This is a genomic window from Pseudotabrizicola sp. L79 (assembly GCF_036553525.1).
Classification (GTDB): Bacteria; Pseudomonadota; Alphaproteobacteria; order Rhodobacterales; family Rhodobacteraceae; genus Pseudotabrizicola.
The window spans coordinates 354,894-371,749 of the sequence record NZ_JAZHDA010000053.1 but is presented as its reverse complement, the minus strand read 5'-3'; the positions used below and the strand labels follow the sequence as shown (position 1 = coordinate 371,749).

Sequence of the window (16,856 nt, the reverse complement as noted above, 5' to 3'; positions counted from 1 at the left end):
CCGGTTGGAAGCAAGATGTCGGAAACCACGGAAAAAGCCTATCAGGTTCTGGCCCGGAAATACCGGCCGGCCACCTTTGCCGATCTGATCGGGCAAGAGGCGATGGTGCGCACGCTGAAGAATGCCTTTGCCGCCGACCGCATCGCCCATGCCTTTGTGATGACCGGGGTGCGCGGGGTGGGCAAGACCACCACGGCGCGGATCATCGCCAAGGGGCTGAATTGCATCGGCCCCGATGGCACAGGCGGCCCGACGACCGAACCCTGTGGCCAATGCGACCCCTGCCGCGCCATCGCCGAAGGCCGCCATGTCGATGTGATGGAGATGGACGCCGCCAGCCGCACCGGGGTGGGCGACATTCGCGAAATCATCGATTCGGTGCATTACCGGGCGGCAAGCGCACGCTACAAGATCTACATCATCGACGAAGTTCACATGCTGTCGACCAGCGCCTTTAACGCGCTGCTGAAAACGCTGGAAGAACCGCCAGCCCATGTGAAATTCATCTTTGCCACCACCGAGATTCGCAAGGTTCCGGTCACCGTTCTGTCGCGCTGTCAGCGGTTTGATCTGAAACGGATCGAGCCCGAAGTGATGATGGCGCATCTGTCGCGCGTCGCCGCGGCCGAGGGCGCAAAGCTGGCCCCTGACGCCTTGGCGCTGATCACGCGGGCTGCCGAAGGCTCGGTCCGCGATGCCATGAGCCTGATGGATCAGGCCATTGCCCATGGCGCGGGCGAAACCACGGCGCTGCAAGTGCGGGCCATGCTGGGTCTGGCCGACCGGGGCCGGGTGCTGGATCTGTTTGATCTGATCCTGCGCGGCGATGCGGCGCAGGCGCTGACGGAACTTTCCGGCCAATATGCCGATGGGGCCGATCCGATGGCCGTTCTGCGCGATCTGGCCGAAATCACCCATTGGGTTTCGGTGATCAAGATCACCCCCGAGGCCGCCGAAGACCCGACCACCCCGCCCGACGAACGGGCGCGCGGGCTGGAGATGGCGGAAAAGCTGCCGATGCGGGTGTTAAGCCGGATGTGGCAGATGCTGCTGAAGGCGATCGAGGAAGTGGGGCTGGCCCCGAATGCGATGATGGCCGCCGAGATGGCGATCATCCGGCTGACGCATGTGGCCGATCTGCCCGACCCCGAAACCCTGATCAAACGCCTGCAATCGCAGCCTGCCCCCACACCGGGCGGCGGCGGCATGCCGGGCGGCGCGCCAGCGGGGGGCGGCGCGGTGCATGGCGCGATGATGGCGCCTTCGGCCCCGATGCGCGGCCCCATGATGCACAGCGCCATGATGAACAACGCCGGGCAGGCCCTGGCCGTGGCCGGTCAGGCACCCGTCATCGCCACTTTCGATGCCGTGATCGACCTGATCCGCGACCGGCGCGACATGAAACTTCTGTATGAGGTCGAGCAGGGTGTGCGGCTGGTGCGCTATGCGCCGGGCCGGATCGAATTCGAACCGGCGCCCGATGCCGCGCCCGACCTTGCCTCCCGGCTGAGCCAGCGGTTGCAGGGCTGGACGGGCAGCCGCTGGGGCGTGTCGGTGGTGGCGGGGGGTGGCCAGCCCACACTGGCCGAGGCGCGCGATGCCGGCAAACGGCAGGCCGAGGCCGAGGCGATGCAAAACCCGGTGGTGCAGGCGGTGATTTCGGCCTTTCCGGGTGCCAGAATCGTTGACATCCGCACCGCCGACCAGATGGCCGAGGCCGCCGCCGAAGAGGCGCTGCCAGAAGTAGAAGATGAATGGGATCCGTTTGAAGACGGCTGAAAGGAAAAGCATGCTGAAAGGACTTGGGGGTTTGGGCGGGCTTGGCGACATGGCCAAGATGATGAAAGCCGCGCAGGACATGCAGGCCAAGATGGCCGAAATGCAGGAAGATCTTGCCCGGATCGTGGTTGTGGGCGAATCCGGGGCCGGGCTGGTCAAGGCGCGGGCCACGGCCAAGGGCGATCTGACCGGGCTGGATATCGACCCTTCGATCTTTGTCGCCAGCGAAAAGGAAGTGGTCGAGGATCTGATCCTGGCCGCGATCAAGGATGCACAGGCCAAGGCGCAGGATCGCAGCCAGCGCGAACTGGCCAAGATGGCCGAAGATCTGGGCCTGCCGCCCGGCATGAAACTGCCGTTCTGAGGCCATCTTGCCCGATCCCACCCTTCCAGATGCCAGCCGTGACATTCAGGCGCTGATCGACCTGATGGCGCGGCTGCCGGGCCTTGGCCCGCGCTCGGCCCGGCGGGCGGTGCTGGCGCTGCTGAAAAAGCGGGCGGGCCTGATGGCCCCCTTGGCGCAGGCCATGGCACAAGTGGCGCTGACCGCGCGCGACTGCCGCATCTGCGGCAACATCGGCACCGATGACATCTGCCCCATCTGCGCCGATCCCCGGCGCGCCACGGGCGAGATCTGCGTGGTGCAGGATGTGGCCGATCTTTGGGCGATGGAGAGGGGGGGCGTCTTTCGCGGGCGCTATCATGTGCTGGGGGGCACCTTGTCGGCCCTTGATGCCATCGGCCCCGATGAATTGCGTATTCCGCATCTGGTGGCGCGCGTGCAAGACCAAGGCATCACCGAGGTGATCTTGGCGCTGAATGCCACCGTCGATGGCCAGACCACCGCCCATTACATTGCCGATGCGCTTGCCCCCGGTCAGGTGCAGATCAGCACCTTGGCCCAAGGCGTGCCCATAGGCGGAGAGTTGGATTATCTGGATGATGGCACGATTGGCGCCGCCCTGCGGGCACGCCGCAAATTGTGACGGTTACAATCAGTTTTCTGCCCCTTATTGACTGGACAAAGTTGGGTCGGCACACAAATTATCGAACTGAAAACCGGGCATAGTGCCCCCGACCCAAGGGGCCATCGTCTGAGTGAAACATATAGATTTCCAGATGAATGGAATAGAATGCGCATCGTTTTCGTCAACGGCACGCAAGAACAGATAACGTGGCATGAAATGCGCCAGTTGTTCTGGCACCCACGTTTCGTTGCCCTTGTGATGTCGATCAGTGCGATTGTCGTGGCCTTGCGCCCCTATGATGACCTGATCAACTTCAACGCCCTGCGTCTGACGATCTTTTACGCCAATGGCGTGCTCTGGTTTCTCGTCTTTCTGGTGGGCACCGTTTATCTGACCCAGCGCTTTGGCCTGACGGTGTTCAGCATGATCACGGTGCCATTGGCCACAACCGGGGCCACCATGATCGGCATGGTCAGCGGCGTTCTACTTGGCGCGCCGTTTCCGCTGCTTTCCGATCTGTTTCTTGTCACCGTGTTCAATTGCATCTTTGGCGTGCTGGGCGAGATTGTTCTGGCCTCGTTTCTGTTGCCGGGCATCATGCGCGACATCCGGGGCCAGGCGGCGGAACCCAAGGCCCCCACCGTCCCGCCCCATGTCATTTCACCCTATGCGGTGGCCCCCAGCCTTGTTCCCGAAACCAGCACGGCCCCGCACTTTGGCAATGTGCTGATTCTGGGCACATCCTTTGCCCTGCCCCAGATTCTGGCGATCAAGGCGGATGAGCATTATGTTCAGGTCTTTCTGACCTCGGGCCAGACCCGGCTGTTGCGGGGGCGCATGTCTGATGCGGTGGCCGCGATGCCAGAAACGGCGGGGCGGTTGATCCACCGCAGCCATTGGGTGGCGGCACAGGCCGTTTCCGGGGTTCAGTCAGATGCGCGCTCTACCATGGTTGTCTTGCGGGATGGCACAAAGCTGCCGGTGGCCCGTGGCCGGGTGCCTGAAATCAAGGAATGGATCGAAACACTGGAATTTGCATGAAAAAGGCCCCCGGTTGGGGGCCTGCTTCACCGGCGACAGGGGCAACAGATCAGCGACGCGGATCGTCGTCATCCTCATCCTCATCATCCTCACCCTGCGGCAGGTTGAAAAAGCTGTCGGCATCCGAAAAATCAGCCGGCTTTTCTTCCTCTTCCGACAGCGAGAAATTCTCCAGCCCGGCAATCGAAGACGGCATCTTCGGTTCGGGCGCCATGCCCAGCGATTGCTCGGTTGACACCAGCTTGCGCCGTTCGTCATCCGACATCACCACGCCCTCGGCAGCCCGGCGCCGCACGGCCTGCTGCACGGCGGCATCCAGCTCGGTCTGTTTGCACAGGCCCAGGGCCACCGGATCAACCGGCGAGATGTTGTTGATGTTCCAATGCGTGCGTTCGCGGATCGACAGGATCGTGGGCTTGGTGGTGCCCACCAGCTTGCCAATCGCGCCATCCGACAATTCCGGGTGGAACTTGACCAGCCAAAGGATCGCAGCCGGACGATCCTGACGCTTGGACAGCGGCGTATAGCGCGGGCCACGGCGCTTTTCCTCGCCAGCGGCGGCGGGGTTGTGCTTCAGGCGCAGGCGATACAGCGGGTCTTTCTGACCCTTCTCGATCTCGCCTTCGTCCAACTGGTTGTTGCCAACCGGGTCAAACCCTTTCACGCCGGGGGCCACGTCGCCATCGGCGATGCCCTGAACCTCCAGCTCGTGCATGCCGCAGAAATCGGCGATCTGCTTGAAGGAAAGCGTCGTGTTGTCCACAAGCCAAACGGCGGTGGCTTTTGCCATGAGCGGCTTGTTCATGCGCAGGCTCCTTTACAAATCTGTCCCGGGCCGGGAAAACGGCTGCGAACCTTGGTCCGCGATTTCCACGATGTCGGGAATTCAGGCCCGATATAGTCAGTTTTGGGGAAAAGGGGAAGTGCAAATGCATAAGCTTGGTCTTTGGGTCGCGGCCTTGTGTTTGTTGGCTGGGGTGTCGGTGGGGATGTCAGCCAAAAGCGCCGCAGCCGATGGCGAACCGGCGGGGGATTTTGACTATTACGTCATGGCCTTGTCCTGGTCCTCGAACTGGTGCGCGCTCGAGGGCGACCAGCGCCGCGATCCGCAATGCGCGCCCGGCACAGGCACCACCTTTGTGCTGCACGGGCTGTGGCCCCAATACGAATCCGGCTGGCCCAGCTATTGCCGCACCGGCCAGCGCGACCCGGCCCGCAGCGACACTGCCGCCATGGCCGATGTCTTCGGCGGTGCGGGGGCCGCCTTTTACCAGTGGAAGAAACACGGCCGCTGTTCGGGTCTGTCGTCGCGCGATTATTTCGCCCTTGCCCGCCGCGCCTTTGGCAGCGTCAAGATCGCGCCAGTGTTTCCGCAGATCAACAAAGACCTCAAGGTGCCCGCCAATGTGATCGAAGGCGCCTTTCTAGAGGCAAACCCCGGCCTCAAGCGTGATCAGGTGACCGTCACCTGCCGTGCGGGCATGATCCAGGAGGTGCGGATCTGCCTGACCAAGGATCTTGAACCCCGCCGCTGCGGGGCCGACACGATCCGCGATTGCACCCTGCAAGACGCTGGCCTGCAAGCGGTGCGCTGACGCCTCAGCCGCCAACCTCCAGCACGATCTTGCCCGTGTGGCCCGAGCTTTCCATCCGCGCATGGGCCGCCGCCGCCTGGGCCAGCGGGAAAACACTGTCCATCACCGGGGCAAATTTGCCCGCCGCGATCATCGGCCAGACATGGCGCTCTACCTCGGCGCCGATGGCCGCCTTGGCCCCGTCAGATTGCGGGCGCAGGGTCGATCCGGTGATCGTCAACCGCCGCACCATCAGTTCTGAAAAATTCAGCTCAACCTTTGGGCCTTGCAAAAAGGCGATCTGCACCAGCCGCCCGTCATCGGCCAAACTGCGGATGTTGCGCGGCAGATAGCTGCCCCCGACCATATCCAGAATCAGATCGGCCCCGCCCTCGGCCTTGATGGCGGCGGCCCAATCCTCGTCGCGGTAGTTCCAGGCATAGTCCGCGCCCAGCCCCTTGCAGGCGGCCACCTTTTCGGCACTGCCCGCCGTGGTGAAAACCCGCGCCCCCAGGGCCCGCGCGATCTGAATGGCGGTGGTGCCAATGCCCGACGATCCCCCATGCACCAAGAACCGCTCGCCCGCCCGCAACCGGCCCCGCATCACCACATTCGACCAGACGGTAAAACAGGTTTCGGGCAGACAGGCCGCCTCTTTCAGCCCCATCCCTTCGGGCACGGGCAGGGCATGCGATTCATGCGTGGCCACATATTCGGCATAACCGCCACCGGGCAACAGCGCCGTCACCTTGTCGCCAATCTGCCAGCGCGTCACATTCGGCCCCAGCGCCACCACCACGCCCGACGCCTCCAGCCCCGGCAGCGGCGAGGCCGAGGGCGGGGGCGCATAAAGGCCCGCGCGCTGCAAGGCATCGGGCCGGTTCACCCCGACATAGGCCACGCGGATCACGATCTGCCCATGGCCGGGCACCGGCACCGGCACGGTGGCGGGCTTCAACACCTCGGGGCCACCCGGCTGGGTGATCTCGATCGCGGTCATGGTGTGCGATGCGGGTATCGTCTGGGTCATGGCAGGGCAGGCTCCTTCAGGTCTTGGGGCGCAAACGGTCCATCATCTGGCCCGGCAGATCATCGGGCACCTTGGGTTTGCGGATTTGCTCCATGAACTTCAAGGGGCCTGCTGACAGCGCCTTTGAAATCGGGTTGTCGCGCAGTTGCGCCTTCAGCTTTTCAATGCCCATCACGTCTTCAATGCGGCGATCCAGAAAATCCCATGTGGCCTGATGGCCGGGGCTGTCGTCGCCCAGCCAATACAGCACCGTGGCGGAATACACCGCCGACAGCGTGGCGCGCTTGGTGTACCAGTTCACATCGCGGCTGCTGTCGCCCAGGGCAGACCAGATCGCATCCGCCGTGCCCCAGATCAGCTTGGCCCCTTCGCCTGCATGCATCGGCAGCGCAAACAGCGTGGTGCCGCGCCGCACCGCCTCGCGGTCCTCGACCGCCTCGATCCGCAGGCGCACGGCATGGGCCACCCGGTCGCGATAGCGCATGGCGGCCAGATCGGTTTCGGCCAGACGCTCGCGCATGATCTGATCGCCGCGCTTGTGATAGGCAATCGCCAGATCCACCCCCTTGCGCGGATACAGCGCGCGGGCCAGGCCCATATCCACGCCCGAATCAGCTACAGCGGCGCGAAAGGTGGCATCCGACCAGCCGTCAAAAGCCACATGCAGCAGGGCGGCATCCAGCAGGTGGGTGGCGGCAGCTTCGGGTGAATTCGGCGTTTCCATCGGTTTGGCCCCGGTTGCTAAAGGTGGACAGACGGTCTTACCCCTGTTATAGCGCGCTTCGCCTGCACTTACAGTGCAACTCTAACTTAGGAAGGTGGTGACAACCACATGCAGGTCAGCGTTCGTGACAACAACGTCGAGCAAGCCCTCCGGGCCCTCAAGAAAAAGCTCCAGCGCGAAGGCGTGTTTCGGGAAATGAAGCTCAAGCAACATTTCGAGAAGCCCTCCGTCAAAAAAGCGCGCGAGCAAGCCGAAGCCGTCCGCCGTGCGCGCAAACTCGCGCGCAAAAAGGCTCAACGCGAAGGCGCAATCTAAGGCGTTTTGCGACACTGGGGCAGCGATGCCCGATACGATCAACCCCCGTCCTCTGGCCGGGGGTTTTTCTTTGCGCCCCGCGCCGGGGGAAACCGGGGGCATTCGCACCGGCCCAGCGGTCTGCAAAATGGTCTGCACGGGGGGTGCACAGGGGGTGTACGGGGGGTGTATCGGGGATTTCCCCGGTTTTGGTGGCCGTTTCAGCCCCGGATTTTACACCGCCAGTGCCGTGGTCTTTACCACAGTGCGCAGCGCGAAAGACGACTGCATCTGCCGCACACCGGGCAACCGTGACAGGAACTGGCGGTGGATGCGGGCGAAATCCTCGGTATCTTCGACCATCATTTTCAGCAGGTAATCGGCTGACCCCGCCATCAGATGACATTCCAGGATATCGGGAATGCGCGCCACTTCTTTTTCAAAGGAATCAAGCAGTTCCTCGGCCTGACCCTCCAGCGTGATCTCAACGAAAACGGTGGTATTGCGGCCCAGTTTGCGCGGCTCCAACAGGGCAACAAAGGCGGCGATATAGCCCTCTTCCTCCAGCCTTTGGGTGCGGCGATGGCAGGCCGACGGCGACAGATTCACCCGTTCCGACAACTCGGCATTTGTGATCCGCCCCTCTTTTTGCAAGACGTTCAAAATGCGGCGGTCGGTTGCGTCAAGATCCATGGGTGCAGAAGATTCTCTTGCTATACTGACATTTCACGCAACATCCTACGAAAACCCTGACGCATTGTCACCGAGGTTTCAAAGAATTTACACCCAATCAGCGCGATCCTGTTGGCACAGACTGGCCCAAAGTCCAGCAGGGAGAAAAACATGAAAATCGGTTGCCCAAAAGAAATCAAACCCCAGGAATTCCGCGTCGGCATGACCCCAAATGCCGCCCGAGAAGCGATTGCCCATGGTCATCAGGTGATGATCGAAACCGGCGCCGGCGAAGGCGCTGGCTTTCCAGATGCCGACTATGTTGCAGTGGGCGCTGAGATCGTTGCAACGGCCGAAGACGTGTTTGCCAAGGCCGAAATGATCGTCAAGGTCAAGGAACCGCAGGCAGCGGAACGTGCGCGGCTGCGCGAAGGGCAGGTGCTGTTCACCTATCTGCATCTGGCGCCAGACCCGGATCAGACCCACGATCTGTTGAAATCCGGCGTCACGGCGATTGCCTATGAAACGGTCACCGACCGGTCTGGCGGCTTGCCGCTGCTGGCGCCGATGTCCGAGGTGGCGGGCCGTTTGGCGCCGCAAGTCGGGGCGTGGACGCTGCAAAAGGCCAATGGTGGCCGGGGCGTCTTGCTGGGCGGAGTGCCGGGTGTGACGCCCGCCAAGGTGGTGGTGATCGGCGGCGGCGTGGTGGGCACGCATGCAGCCCGCGTGGCGGCGGGCATGGGCGCCGATGTCACTGTGCTGGACCGGTCATTGCCGCGCCTGCGCTATCTGGATGATGTGTTCGGGCGGGAATTCAAGAACGGCTATGCCAGTGCCGGGGCCACCGCTGATCTGGTGGCCGAGGCGGATATGGTGATTGGCGCCGTGCTGATCCCCGGCGCTGCGGCACCCAAACTGGTGTCCAAGGCCCAGCTTTCGACGATGAAGCCGGGGGCTGCGATTGTTGATGTGGCGATTGATCAGGGCGGGTGCTTTGAAACCAGCCGCGCCACCACCCATCAAGACCCGATCTATGAGGTGGACGGCATTCTGCATTACTGCGTGGCCAACATGCCGGGCGCAGTGGCGCGGACATCGACCCTTGCCTTGGGCAATGCAACCCTGCCCTTCCTGCTGGCCCTTGCCGACAAGGGCTGGAAGCAAGCCTGCGCCGATGACCCCCATCTGAAGGCGGGGCTGAACACCCATGCCGGAAAGCTGACGTATGCCGCCGTGGGTGAGGCGCTTGGCCTGCCCAGCATCACCGCGGATGCGGCAATCAAGATGTGATCCAGCCAGCGACCTAAACAAAAAAGGCCCCGGACACTGCCGGGGCCTTTTGATTTTGCGGGCTTTACTTTTTCAGCGAGTCGCGGATTTCCATCAGGATGTCCAACTCGCTTGGGCCTGCCGGGGCGGCTGCGGCCACTTCGGCCTCTTTCTTGGCGGTGGATTCCTTCAGGCGGTTGACGCCCTTGACGATCAGGAACACGACCCATGCAATGATCAGGAAATTGATCACCGCGGTGATAAAGGCCCCATAGGCAAAGACGGGTGCCCCTGCCTCTTTGGCGGCAGCAAGCGAGGCCGGGGCCGTGCCGGACAGATCAATAAAGAGGTTCGAGAAATCAACGCCACCCGTGATCAGGCCGATGATCGGGTTGATCAGATCAGACACCAATGAGTTGACGATGGCGGTGAACGCCGCACCGATGATGATACCAACCGCAAGGTCAACAACATTGCCTCTGGCGATGAAATCTTTGAATTCTTTGATCATTTCACTGTTCCCTTTGATGTGTCGCCTGCTGCGACATTCGCGCGTTTGATTGTGTAAGCCGATGCTTGGCGCGGGCAATATGCCATGAACTGGTCCGAGGGTGCAGGGGGAATGTTTTGAAAGACTCGGCAGTAAAAGGCGCGCTTAGCCTTTGCCGGGCGATAGATCGTAGATCATGGTGGTTGACCGCGAAAAGCCAAAGACATGCCGCAGCAGCCCCAAGGTCTCGCTTTTCCACGGCATGAACCCGATCCGTTCATACAGGGCGCGGGCCCGGATATTGGCGTCGATGACATCCAGCCGCACCGCCGTATATCCGCGCCACCGCGCCTCGGCGATCAGCGCGTCAAGTAGGGCTGACCCAATGCCTTGCCCGCGCCAGCTGCGCTCGACACAGATGCCATCAACAAGAAAACGCTCATTGTCGATGTCACGTTGCAAAAGATGCAGCACGCCTTGCCGCCAAAGCGCGCCAAATTTGCCGTAAACCGCTTGCAGATCGTCCTTGTCGCCGCCCGCAAAACTGCCAAGCGGCGATTTGAAGCCAGCGATCCCCAAAAGGGTGCCATGATCGTCGGTGACATAAAGGCAATGGTCGGCCCGTAAAACGCGCGCCAGAAACGGAACGGCGCGGCGTTCAGGCCCCAGAACGCGGCCCAGTTTGCCGCCAAAGGCCTGCCAATACAGCCGTGCCGCATCTTCTCGATAGGTCTGCGGAAGGCCTTGTCTGACAAGCACGATGGCTTTCCCTCTTTCCCTTGCCATTCGGAATGCCTAAGCGGTAGAGGCCCAGCGGTAAAGACCCCAGATCATGTCGAAATCCACAACCAAAGCTTTTTTGCGCGGCTGTCTTGCCTCGTCACCCTTTGTTATCGTGGTGGCCCCTTTTGCCCTGCTGTTTGGGGTGGTGGCGACCGAGGCCGGTTTGGATGTGGCCAAGGTGATGCTGTTTTCGGTCAGCGTCTTTGCCGGGGCGTCGCAATTTGCCGCCCTGCAACTGATGCAAGAGGATGCGCCGGTGCTGGTGGTGCTGGCGACGTCTTTGGCCGTGAATCTGCGGATGGTGATGTATTCTGTGGCGATGGCGCCCCATCTGGGGGCGGCGCCCTTGGGGATGCGGGCGCTGATGGCCTATTTTCTGGTGGATCAAAGCTTTGCGGCCAGCACGGTAGAGTTTGAAAAACGCCCCAACCAAAGCCTGGCCGAGAAAGTGGCGTTCTTCTTCGGCTCGGTCACCCCGATCGCGCCGCTGTGGTTTGGTTCGACACTGGCGGGGGCGTTGATCGGGCAGGCCATTCCAAAGGACTATGCCCTGGATTTTGCGGTGCCGATCACCTTTCTGGCGATTTGCGCGCCGATGCTGCGCAGTGTGCCGCATGTGATTGCGGCGGTGGTGTCCATCGTCGCGGCCCTGTTGCTGTCGGCCATGCCCTATGGATCTGGATTGTTGCTTGCCGCCGGTCTGGCAATGGCGGCCGGGGCCGCGGCAGAGGTGGTGCTGGAGCGGAGGGCTGCGCGGTGAAAGTTGATCCGGCCATGTTCTGGACTGTCGTGCCCGCGCTTGCCGTTGGCACTTTTCTGATCCGGTTTTCGTTCTTGGGCATGCTGGGCAACCGCCCCCTGCCAGCCGCTTTGCGGCGGGCGCTGCGCTATACTGCCGTGGCAATCTTGCCCGGCCTTGTGGCACCCGCTGTGTTATGGCCCGCGGCAACGGGCGGCCAGACTGATCTGCCCCGGCTTGCGGCGGCTTGTGTAACGCTGTTGGTGGGTATCGCCACCCGAAGCGTGATCGGGGCCATTCTGGCGGGTGGCGTTACGCTTTATACCCTACTGTGGATGTGATCACTGCAATCTGGGATCATCGGCCTGCACCAGCAAGACGCCGTGGTTGTTGTCAGTATCGTCGTCAGTATATTTGCGCGTCTTGACGCCCGGCATCGCTCCGAAGGCCTTCATGAACTTGGTCGGATACCATGTTCTTGGCAGGTCCTCAAATCCGGGAACGCCCGTCAGGATCGAAGACACCGAATTGGTGCACTGTGCCTTTGGTACGGCCCCATAGGCCTTGGCGCGCTGGGCAATGAGTGCCGCGGTCTCGGGCGAGACTTCAAGCGTTTGCTCGTACACGTCAAAGGTTTCTCGGGCATGATAATCGATATAATAGGCTACCATTTTGGGTGTCATGCCGAAATGGACGTCGTTGCGCTCTGGCAGCCTTGGGTGATGCCATGTGCCAGCAGGATCAAAGATGATACGTTCGGATGAATTGATCAGCAGACCCGAATGCGCACCACTGCCATCCCGTGTCGCCGTTACCGTGTAAAGCGTGATCGAGGGCGGCCCGTTATGGACATAGCGTGCTTGCGCCACCGCCTCATCCGAAGCCCATTTCGGTTCTGCGCTCCCACAAGCGGAAAGGGTAAGCGCGACGGCAAGGGCCAGGAAAAGGCGGATCATTCAATTCATTCCAGACAGGCTAGAGAGTATCAGGCGTTCACAAGCGCCATGAAAATAAGGATGCCAATGCAAATTGCGGCACCCCAGGTCACCATCTTGATGAAACCGGCAAAGGTTTTTTCCTGCACCCGGATATCCATGCTGCCATGCTTGTGTTCGGCCATTTTTCATCCCTTCCAAAGTCGCTTTTTTCTGCCATAGCCGATTCATTCGCCCCTGTCACGAGGGCGGATGCGCGACAAAGATGTGTGTCACATATGAGTTTCACACCGAGCCATCACCCGCATCGCCGCCTGTCCATTGCTGTTCCAGCCGAAAGCCGATGCGGCGTGCAGGTTCTTCGGGTTCCATCTTGGGGATCGCCCGCAAGACGACGTTCAGCTGACTGACATGCTGGATGAGTTGCGTTTTCAGCCCGTCTTCATCGCGGCCATAAAACGTCAGGATATCGGGTTCGAAAAACCCCACGCCTTCGATCTGCAAAACACCCGCATCCCCCCCGGCAAAGCCCATGGCAACCTCTTGGGCGCTGTCCAGCTGTTCCTCAAAGTTGCGGATATAAAGGATGACGCGTTCATAAGCCCATTCAGCGGCGCTTTTCTGGGCAACGGGTCGGCGGGCCATGGCTTTGGGCAACGGTTTTTGTTCGGCACTGGCTGGGGCCGTCGGGTCTGAATGCACCGCTGCTGCGCGCGGCATGGCGGCGTCTTCGGCGATTTCTGCGCTGGTGCTGATTGCGGTCAGCGGATCGTCTGCCATAGCCAAGCCCCCTGCGGCCCAAGATGGCGTGAAACATCGCCCCGACGCAAGAGATGGTTCAGATGGGCGACGGATTCGACCAATGCCAGCCCGTATTCGGCGGGGCCGATTTCGCGTTTGAACAGGGCAGGAAAGCAATCATGCGCGGTGCGGGGCGATTGCAGATGGCTGCGCAGCCGATCCAGCGCCGAGTCGTGGTTTTCGATCATCTGGTGCAGGCGCAATGGCAGGCCGTGAAAGGGCAGTTTGTGGCCGGGCAGGATAAACTGGCTGTCTGTGGCAAGCGGCTGAAAGCGGCGGCAACTGTTCAGCCAATCGGCCAAGGGATCGGCGGCCGGTTCGGTGGGATAGACCCCGATGTTGGCCGAAATGCCCGGCAAAAGCTGATCCCCACCCAAGACCAGATCATCGGCCCAAAAGGTGGCATGGTCCGGTGCGTGGCCAGACCCCAGATGCACAGTCCAATCCCGCCCCCCGATGTGCAACTGCTGGCCTTCGGTCAGGGCGGTAAAGCCAACGGGCATGGGGTGCACGACATCGCAAAAATTGAACGGGCGATCCGCGGCCCGCTGGCGCAACATATCTTCGGGCATGCCGGCGGCGCGGTAAAAGGCCAGCGATTGCGGCGTGGCGCGGGGTTGTTCATCCAGGGTCAGCATGCGGGCAAACAGCCAGGCTGTGCGTGTCATGCACAATTCGGCGCCTTGTTCCTGAAACCATCCGGCAAGGCCAACGTGATCGGGGTGGTGATGGGTGACAATCACCCGGTGCACGGGTTTGCCCGCAAGTGGGCCTGACAACAGGCTTTCCCAGATTGCGCGCCCGCGTTTGCTGTTCAGCCCGGTATCAACCAGCGTCCAGCCATCGCCATCGTCAAGGGCATAGACATTGACATGGTCAAGGGCCATGGGCAGCGGAAGGCGCATCCAAAGCACGCCTTCCGAAACTTCCAGCGCTGTTCCTTGGCCCGGAGGGGCATCGAAAGGAAAGCGGATCAGGCTCACGCCGCCAGATCCTCGGGCGACAGGGCATAGAGATCGTCTGCACCTTCGGCCGCCTGGATCAGCAAGGCGGCATGGTCGGGCAGCAGCCGCTTGATGGCAATCCGCGCCAGCTTGCGCCGCGCGCCGGGTTCGGCCTCGGCCATCGCGGCGGTCAGGTGGTAATGCGCCCCAAGGATCAGGGCAAAGGCGCGCAGATAGGGCACGGCGCCGGCAAAACGATCGTTCAGATCGCGGGCAATCATCGCCTCGGTCGCTTCGCGCAATGTTTCGGCGGCCCCCCAGACATCTTCGGCCAGATCAGGCAGCGCGTCGCGGGCGGCCTTGGCATTGGCCTCAATCTCGCCGATCAGACGAAAGGCCGCATCGCCCCCATCCATCATCTTGCGCGCGACAAGGTCCATCGCCTGAATGCCGTTGGTGCCTTCGTAAATCGGGGTGATCCGCACATCGCGCAGGAATTGCGCGGCGCCGGTTTCTTCGATGAACCCCATGCCGCCATGAATTTGCACGCCTTCCGAGGCGACGGCCACACCGACATCTGTGCCATAGGCCTTGGCGATGGGGGTCAGCAGGGCGGCGCGGGCCTTCCATTCGGCGCTGCCGGTGGCATGGCCCATGTCAATCGCCACAGCACAGGCAAGACCAATTGCGCGGGCCGAAAAGACCTCGGCCTTCATGCTGGCCAGCATGCGGCGCACATCGGCATGACCGATGATGGATTTCTGCCCCGCCTCGGGCGTTTTGCCCTGCACGCGGCCATTGGCGTAATCCAGCGCCTGTTGATAGGCCGCCTCGGCAATGCCCACGCCTTGCAGGCCGACGCCAAGGCGGGCGTTGTTCATCATGGTGAACATGGCCGCCATACCGCCATGGGGGGGGGCAACCAGCCAGCCGGTGGCACCGTCAAACTGCATCACACATGTCGGGCTGCCGTGAATGCCCAGCTTATGCTCAAGGCTGACGACTTGCAGGCTGTTGCGCTTGCCGGGGTTGCCATCGGCATCGGGGATGAATTTGGGCACCAGGAACAGGCTGATGCCCTTGGTGCCCGGGCCGCCATCGGGCAAGCGGGCCAGCACAAGATGCACGGTATTGGGCAGAAAATCGGTATCGCCCCAGGTGATGTAGATCTTTTGGCCGCTGATTGCATAAGACCCATCGCCATTCGGCTCGGCCTTAGAGCGCAGGGCCCCCACGTCAGATCCGGCCTGCGGTTCGGTCAGGTTCATCGTGCCGTTCCACTCTCCGGCGATCAGCTTGGGCAGATAGGTGGCTTTCAAGGCATCACTGGCGTGGTGTTCCAGCGCCTCGATCTGGCCTTGGGTCAGCAGCGGGCACAGTTGCAATGACAGACAGGCCGAGGAAAACATGTCGGTCACGGCACTGGCTACGGTCAGGGGCAGGCCCATGCCGCCATGATCTTGCCCCGCCGCGATGGCGACCCAACCACCCTCGGCAATGGCCTTATAGCCATCGGCAAAGCCGGGCGGGGTGCGCACAACGCCGTTTTCCAACCGCGCGGGGGTCTTGTCGCCCGCCCGGTTCAGCCCCGCCAGCACGGTTTCTGACAGTTTGCCTGCCTCGGTCAGCACCGCCTCGACCGTTTCCGGCGTGGCTTCGGCAAAGCGGTCGGTTTTCGCGACCTGATCAAAGCCGACGACATGATCAAGCAGAAAACGGAAATCGGAAACAGGCGCGCGGTAGGGCATTTGATCCTCGAAAGTCTGCCAGCCTTGGCAAAAGGGCCGGTCGGGTCTATTGGCACAGTTTACAGGTTAGCCATGGGGGCTGACCACTCAAGCCCTACGCTACGTCACATGTCCATGGAAACCCATCTTCTTGTGCCCGATGACCATGGCCTTGGCCGTGCGGCGGCGATCTTGCGCGCAGGTGGGCTGGTGGCGATGCCCACCGAAACGGTTTACGGCCTTGCGGCAGATGCCCGAAACGGCGCAGCGGTGGCGCAGATTTTCGCGGCCAAGGGGCGGCCAAGGTTCAACCCGCTGATCGTGCATGTGGCCGATCTGGGCATGGCACGCGACATCGCCCTGTTTGATGCGCGGGCCGAGGCGGTGGCGGCAAAGTTCTGGCCGGGGCCACTGACGCTGGTGCTGCCGGTGCGGGCCACGGCGGGGCTGTCGCCCTTGGTGACGGCGGGGCTGACCACGGTTGCCCTGCGCATGCCCGCGCATCCGGTGGCGCAGGGCCTGCTGCGGGCGTTTGGTGGGCCGTTGGCGGCCCCGTCGGCCAACCCATCGGGCAAGGTGTCCCCCACCACGGCGGCGCATGTGCAAGAGGGGCTGGGGGGCAAGATTGATGCCGTGCTGGACGGGGGCGCCTGTTCCGTCGGGCTGGAATCAACGATTCTGGGGCTGGATGGCGCCCCTGCGCTGCTGCGCCCCGGGGGCATCCCGGTCGAGGCGCTGGAGGCGCTGTTGGGCCCGATTGCAGCGGGTGGACATGCCGATAAACCCAATGCACCGGGCCAGTTGGCCAGCCATTACGCCCCCGATGCGCCGGTGCGCCTGAATGCCGAAGCGCCACAGGATGGCGAGGTTTGGATAGGCTTTGGGCCAGAGTGCAGGGGCGCGCACCTGACCCTGTCGGCCACAGGTGATCTGGTGCAGGCGGCGGCGGCGCTGTTTCAGACGCTGCGCGACGCTGACCGACTGGCAGGGCCGGGCGGCAAGATCGCCTTTGCGCCGGTGCCCGACCATGGCCTTGGCCGGGCCATCAATGATCGTCTGAACCGGGCCGCAGCCCCACGGCCCTAG

21 protein-coding genes are annotated in these 16,856 nt (G+C 62.4%); 10 read left to right on the top strand and 11 right to left on the bottom strand.

The window, feature by feature from the left end:
- Nucleotides 1–15: 15 nt before the first annotated feature.
- The 4 genes from V3C85_RS16750 (at nt 16) to V3C85_RS16735 (ending at nt 3,788) form a co-directional block, all read left to right on the top strand.
- Entirely contained in the window at nt 16–1,779 is a 1,764-nt protein-coding gene (locus V3C85_RS16750; protein ID WP_331796521.1) for a DNA polymerase III subunit gamma/tau, read from the top strand.
- 10 nt (nt 1,780–1,789) lie between these two features.
- On the top strand, nt 1,790–2,143 hold the full coding sequence (locus tag V3C85_RS16745) for a YbaB/EbfC family nucleoid-associated protein (RefSeq protein WP_331796519.1): 354 nt from the start codon (nt 1,790–1,792) through the stop codon (nt 2,141–2,143).
- A gap of 7 nt (nt 2,144–2,150) precedes the next feature.
- Nucleotides 2,151–2,765, top strand: a complete 615-nt coding sequence (gene recR, locus V3C85_RS16740; protein ID WP_331796517.1) for a recombination mediator RecR — start codon at nt 2,151–2,153, stop codon at nt 2,763–2,765.
- 147 nt (nt 2,766–2,912) lie between these two features.
- Nucleotides 2,913–3,788 carry a LytTR family DNA-binding domain-containing protein gene (locus V3C85_RS16735; protein WP_331796516.1) on the top strand — a complete coding sequence of 292 codons (876 nt, stop codon included), beginning with the start codon at nt 2,913–2,915 and terminating at the stop codon, nt 3,786–3,788.
- Nucleotides 3,789–3,837: 49 nt separating this feature from the next.
- On the opposite strand, the gene V3C85_RS16730 is transcribed toward V3C85_RS16735, so the two are convergent.
- Nucleotides 3,838–4,593, bottom strand: coding sequence for a DUF1013 domain-containing protein (locus V3C85_RS16730; protein WP_331796515.1), 756 nt, complete (start codon nt 4,591–4,593; stop codon nt 3,838–3,840).
- A gap of 124 nt (nt 4,594–4,717) precedes the next feature.
- Here V3C85_RS16730 and V3C85_RS16725 point away from each other — a divergent pair, with 124 nt between their 5' ends.
- Nucleotides 4,718–5,383 carry a ribonuclease T2 gene (locus tag V3C85_RS16725; RefSeq protein WP_331796514.1) on the top strand — a complete coding sequence of 222 codons (666 nt, stop codon included), beginning with the start codon at nt 4,718–4,720 and terminating at the stop codon, nt 5,381–5,383.
- Between the two features lie 4 nt (nt 5,384–5,387).
- On the opposite strand, the gene V3C85_RS16720 is transcribed toward V3C85_RS16725, so the two are convergent.
- Complete coding sequence (locus V3C85_RS16720) at nt 5,388–6,362, bottom strand: NAD(P)H-quinone oxidoreductase (RefSeq protein WP_331796513.1); 975 nt, start codon at nt 6,360–6,362, stop codon at nt 5,388–5,390.
- A 46-nt stretch (nt 6,363–6,408) separates the two neighbouring features.
- Entirely contained in the window at nt 6,409–7,116 is a 708-nt protein-coding gene (locus V3C85_RS16715; protein ID WP_331796512.1) for a COQ9 family protein, read from the bottom strand.
- A 108-nt stretch (nt 7,117–7,224) separates the two neighbouring features.
- Here V3C85_RS16715 and rpsU point away from each other — a divergent pair, with 108 nt between their 5' ends.
- Entirely contained in the window at nt 7,225–7,431 is a 207-nt protein-coding gene (gene rpsU, locus V3C85_RS16710; protein ID WP_101919315.1) for a 30S ribosomal protein S21, read from the top strand.
- Nucleotides 7,432–7,644: 213 nt separating this feature from the next.
- On the opposite strand, the gene V3C85_RS16705 is transcribed toward rpsU, so the two are convergent.
- Entirely contained in the window at nt 7,645–8,103 is a 459-nt protein-coding gene (locus V3C85_RS16705; protein ID WP_331796511.1) for an Lrp/AsnC family transcriptional regulator, read from the bottom strand.
- A 150-nt stretch (nt 8,104–8,253) separates the two neighbouring features.
- Here V3C85_RS16705 and ald point away from each other — a divergent pair, with 150 nt between their 5' ends.
- Complete coding sequence (gene ald / locus V3C85_RS16700; protein ID WP_331796510.1) at nt 8,254–9,372, top strand: alanine dehydrogenase; 1,119 nt, start codon at nt 8,254–8,256, stop codon at nt 9,370–9,372.
- Nucleotides 9,373–9,436: 64 nt separating this feature from the next.
- Here the strand turns inward: ald and mscL are convergent, their stop codons facing one another.
- Both mscL and V3C85_RS16690 read right to left on the bottom strand, forming a co-directional pair.
- A complete protein-coding gene (gene mscL / locus V3C85_RS16695) occupies nt 9,437–9,862 on the bottom strand; it encodes a large conductance mechanosensitive channel protein MscL (protein WP_331796509.1) in 426 nt (141 codons plus the stop codon).
- A gap of 144 nt (nt 9,863–10,006) precedes the next feature.
- Nucleotides 10,007–10,600, bottom strand: a complete 594-nt coding sequence (locus V3C85_RS16690; RefSeq protein WP_331796508.1) for a GNAT family N-acetyltransferase — start codon at nt 10,598–10,600, stop codon at nt 10,007–10,009.
- A 73-nt stretch (nt 10,601–10,673) separates the two neighbouring features.
- On the opposite strand from V3C85_RS16690, the gene V3C85_RS16685 reads away from it, so the two are divergent.
- Together V3C85_RS16685 and V3C85_RS16680 are read left to right on the top strand one after the other, a co-directional pair.
- Nucleotides 10,674–11,384 carry an AzlC family ABC transporter permease gene (locus V3C85_RS16685; RefSeq protein ID WP_331796507.1) on the top strand — a complete coding sequence of 237 codons (711 nt, stop codon included), beginning with the start codon at nt 10,674–10,676 and terminating at the stop codon, nt 11,382–11,384.
- 14 nt (nt 11,385–11,398) lie between these two features.
- Nucleotides 11,399–11,704: an AzlD domain-containing protein gene (locus tag V3C85_RS16680; protein WP_331796826.1), complete on the top strand. Its 306-nt coding sequence runs from the start codon at nt 11,399–11,401 to the stop codon at nt 11,702–11,704.
- Here V3C85_RS16680 and V3C85_RS16675 read toward each other — a convergent pair whose 3' ends face one another.
- The 5 genes from V3C85_RS16675 to V3C85_RS16655 form a co-directional block, all read right to left on the bottom strand.
- The gene (locus tag V3C85_RS16675; RefSeq protein ID WP_445942039.1) at nt 11,705–12,316 is read right to left on the bottom strand and encodes a hypothetical protein; all 612 of its coding nucleotides are present in this window, start codon (nt 12,314–12,316) and stop codon (nt 11,705–11,707) included.
- Nucleotides 12,317–12,348: 32 nt separating this feature from the next.
- Nucleotides 12,349–12,483 carry an aa3-type cytochrome c oxidase subunit IV gene (locus V3C85_RS16670; protein ID WP_331796505.1) on the bottom strand — a complete coding sequence of 45 codons (135 nt, stop codon included), beginning with the start codon at nt 12,481–12,483 and terminating at the stop codon, nt 12,349–12,351.
- Between the two features lie 100 nt (nt 12,484–12,583).
- On the bottom strand, nt 12,584–13,078 hold the full coding sequence (locus tag V3C85_RS16665; RefSeq protein WP_331796504.1) for a DUF6173 family protein: 495 nt from the start codon (nt 13,076–13,078) through the stop codon (nt 12,584–12,586).
- Nucleotides 13,060–14,004, bottom strand: a complete 945-nt coding sequence (locus tag V3C85_RS16660) for an MBL fold metallo-hydrolase (protein ID WP_331796503.1) — start codon at nt 14,002–14,004, stop codon at nt 13,060–13,062. Before V3C85_RS16660 ends, V3C85_RS16665 begins: the two co-directional genes overlap by 19 nt.
- 74 nt (nt 14,005–14,078) lie before the next feature.
- A complete protein-coding gene (locus V3C85_RS16655) occupies nt 14,079–15,791 on the bottom strand; it encodes an acyl-CoA dehydrogenase (RefSeq protein WP_331796502.1) in 1,713 nt (570 codons plus the stop codon).
- Between the two features lie 108 nt (nt 15,792–15,899).
- Between V3C85_RS16655 and V3C85_RS16650 the strand changes: the two genes are divergently transcribed.
- Complete coding sequence (locus V3C85_RS16650; protein WP_445942034.1) at nt 15,900–16,856, top strand: L-threonylcarbamoyladenylate synthase; 957 nt, start codon at nt 15,900–15,902, stop codon at nt 16,854–16,856.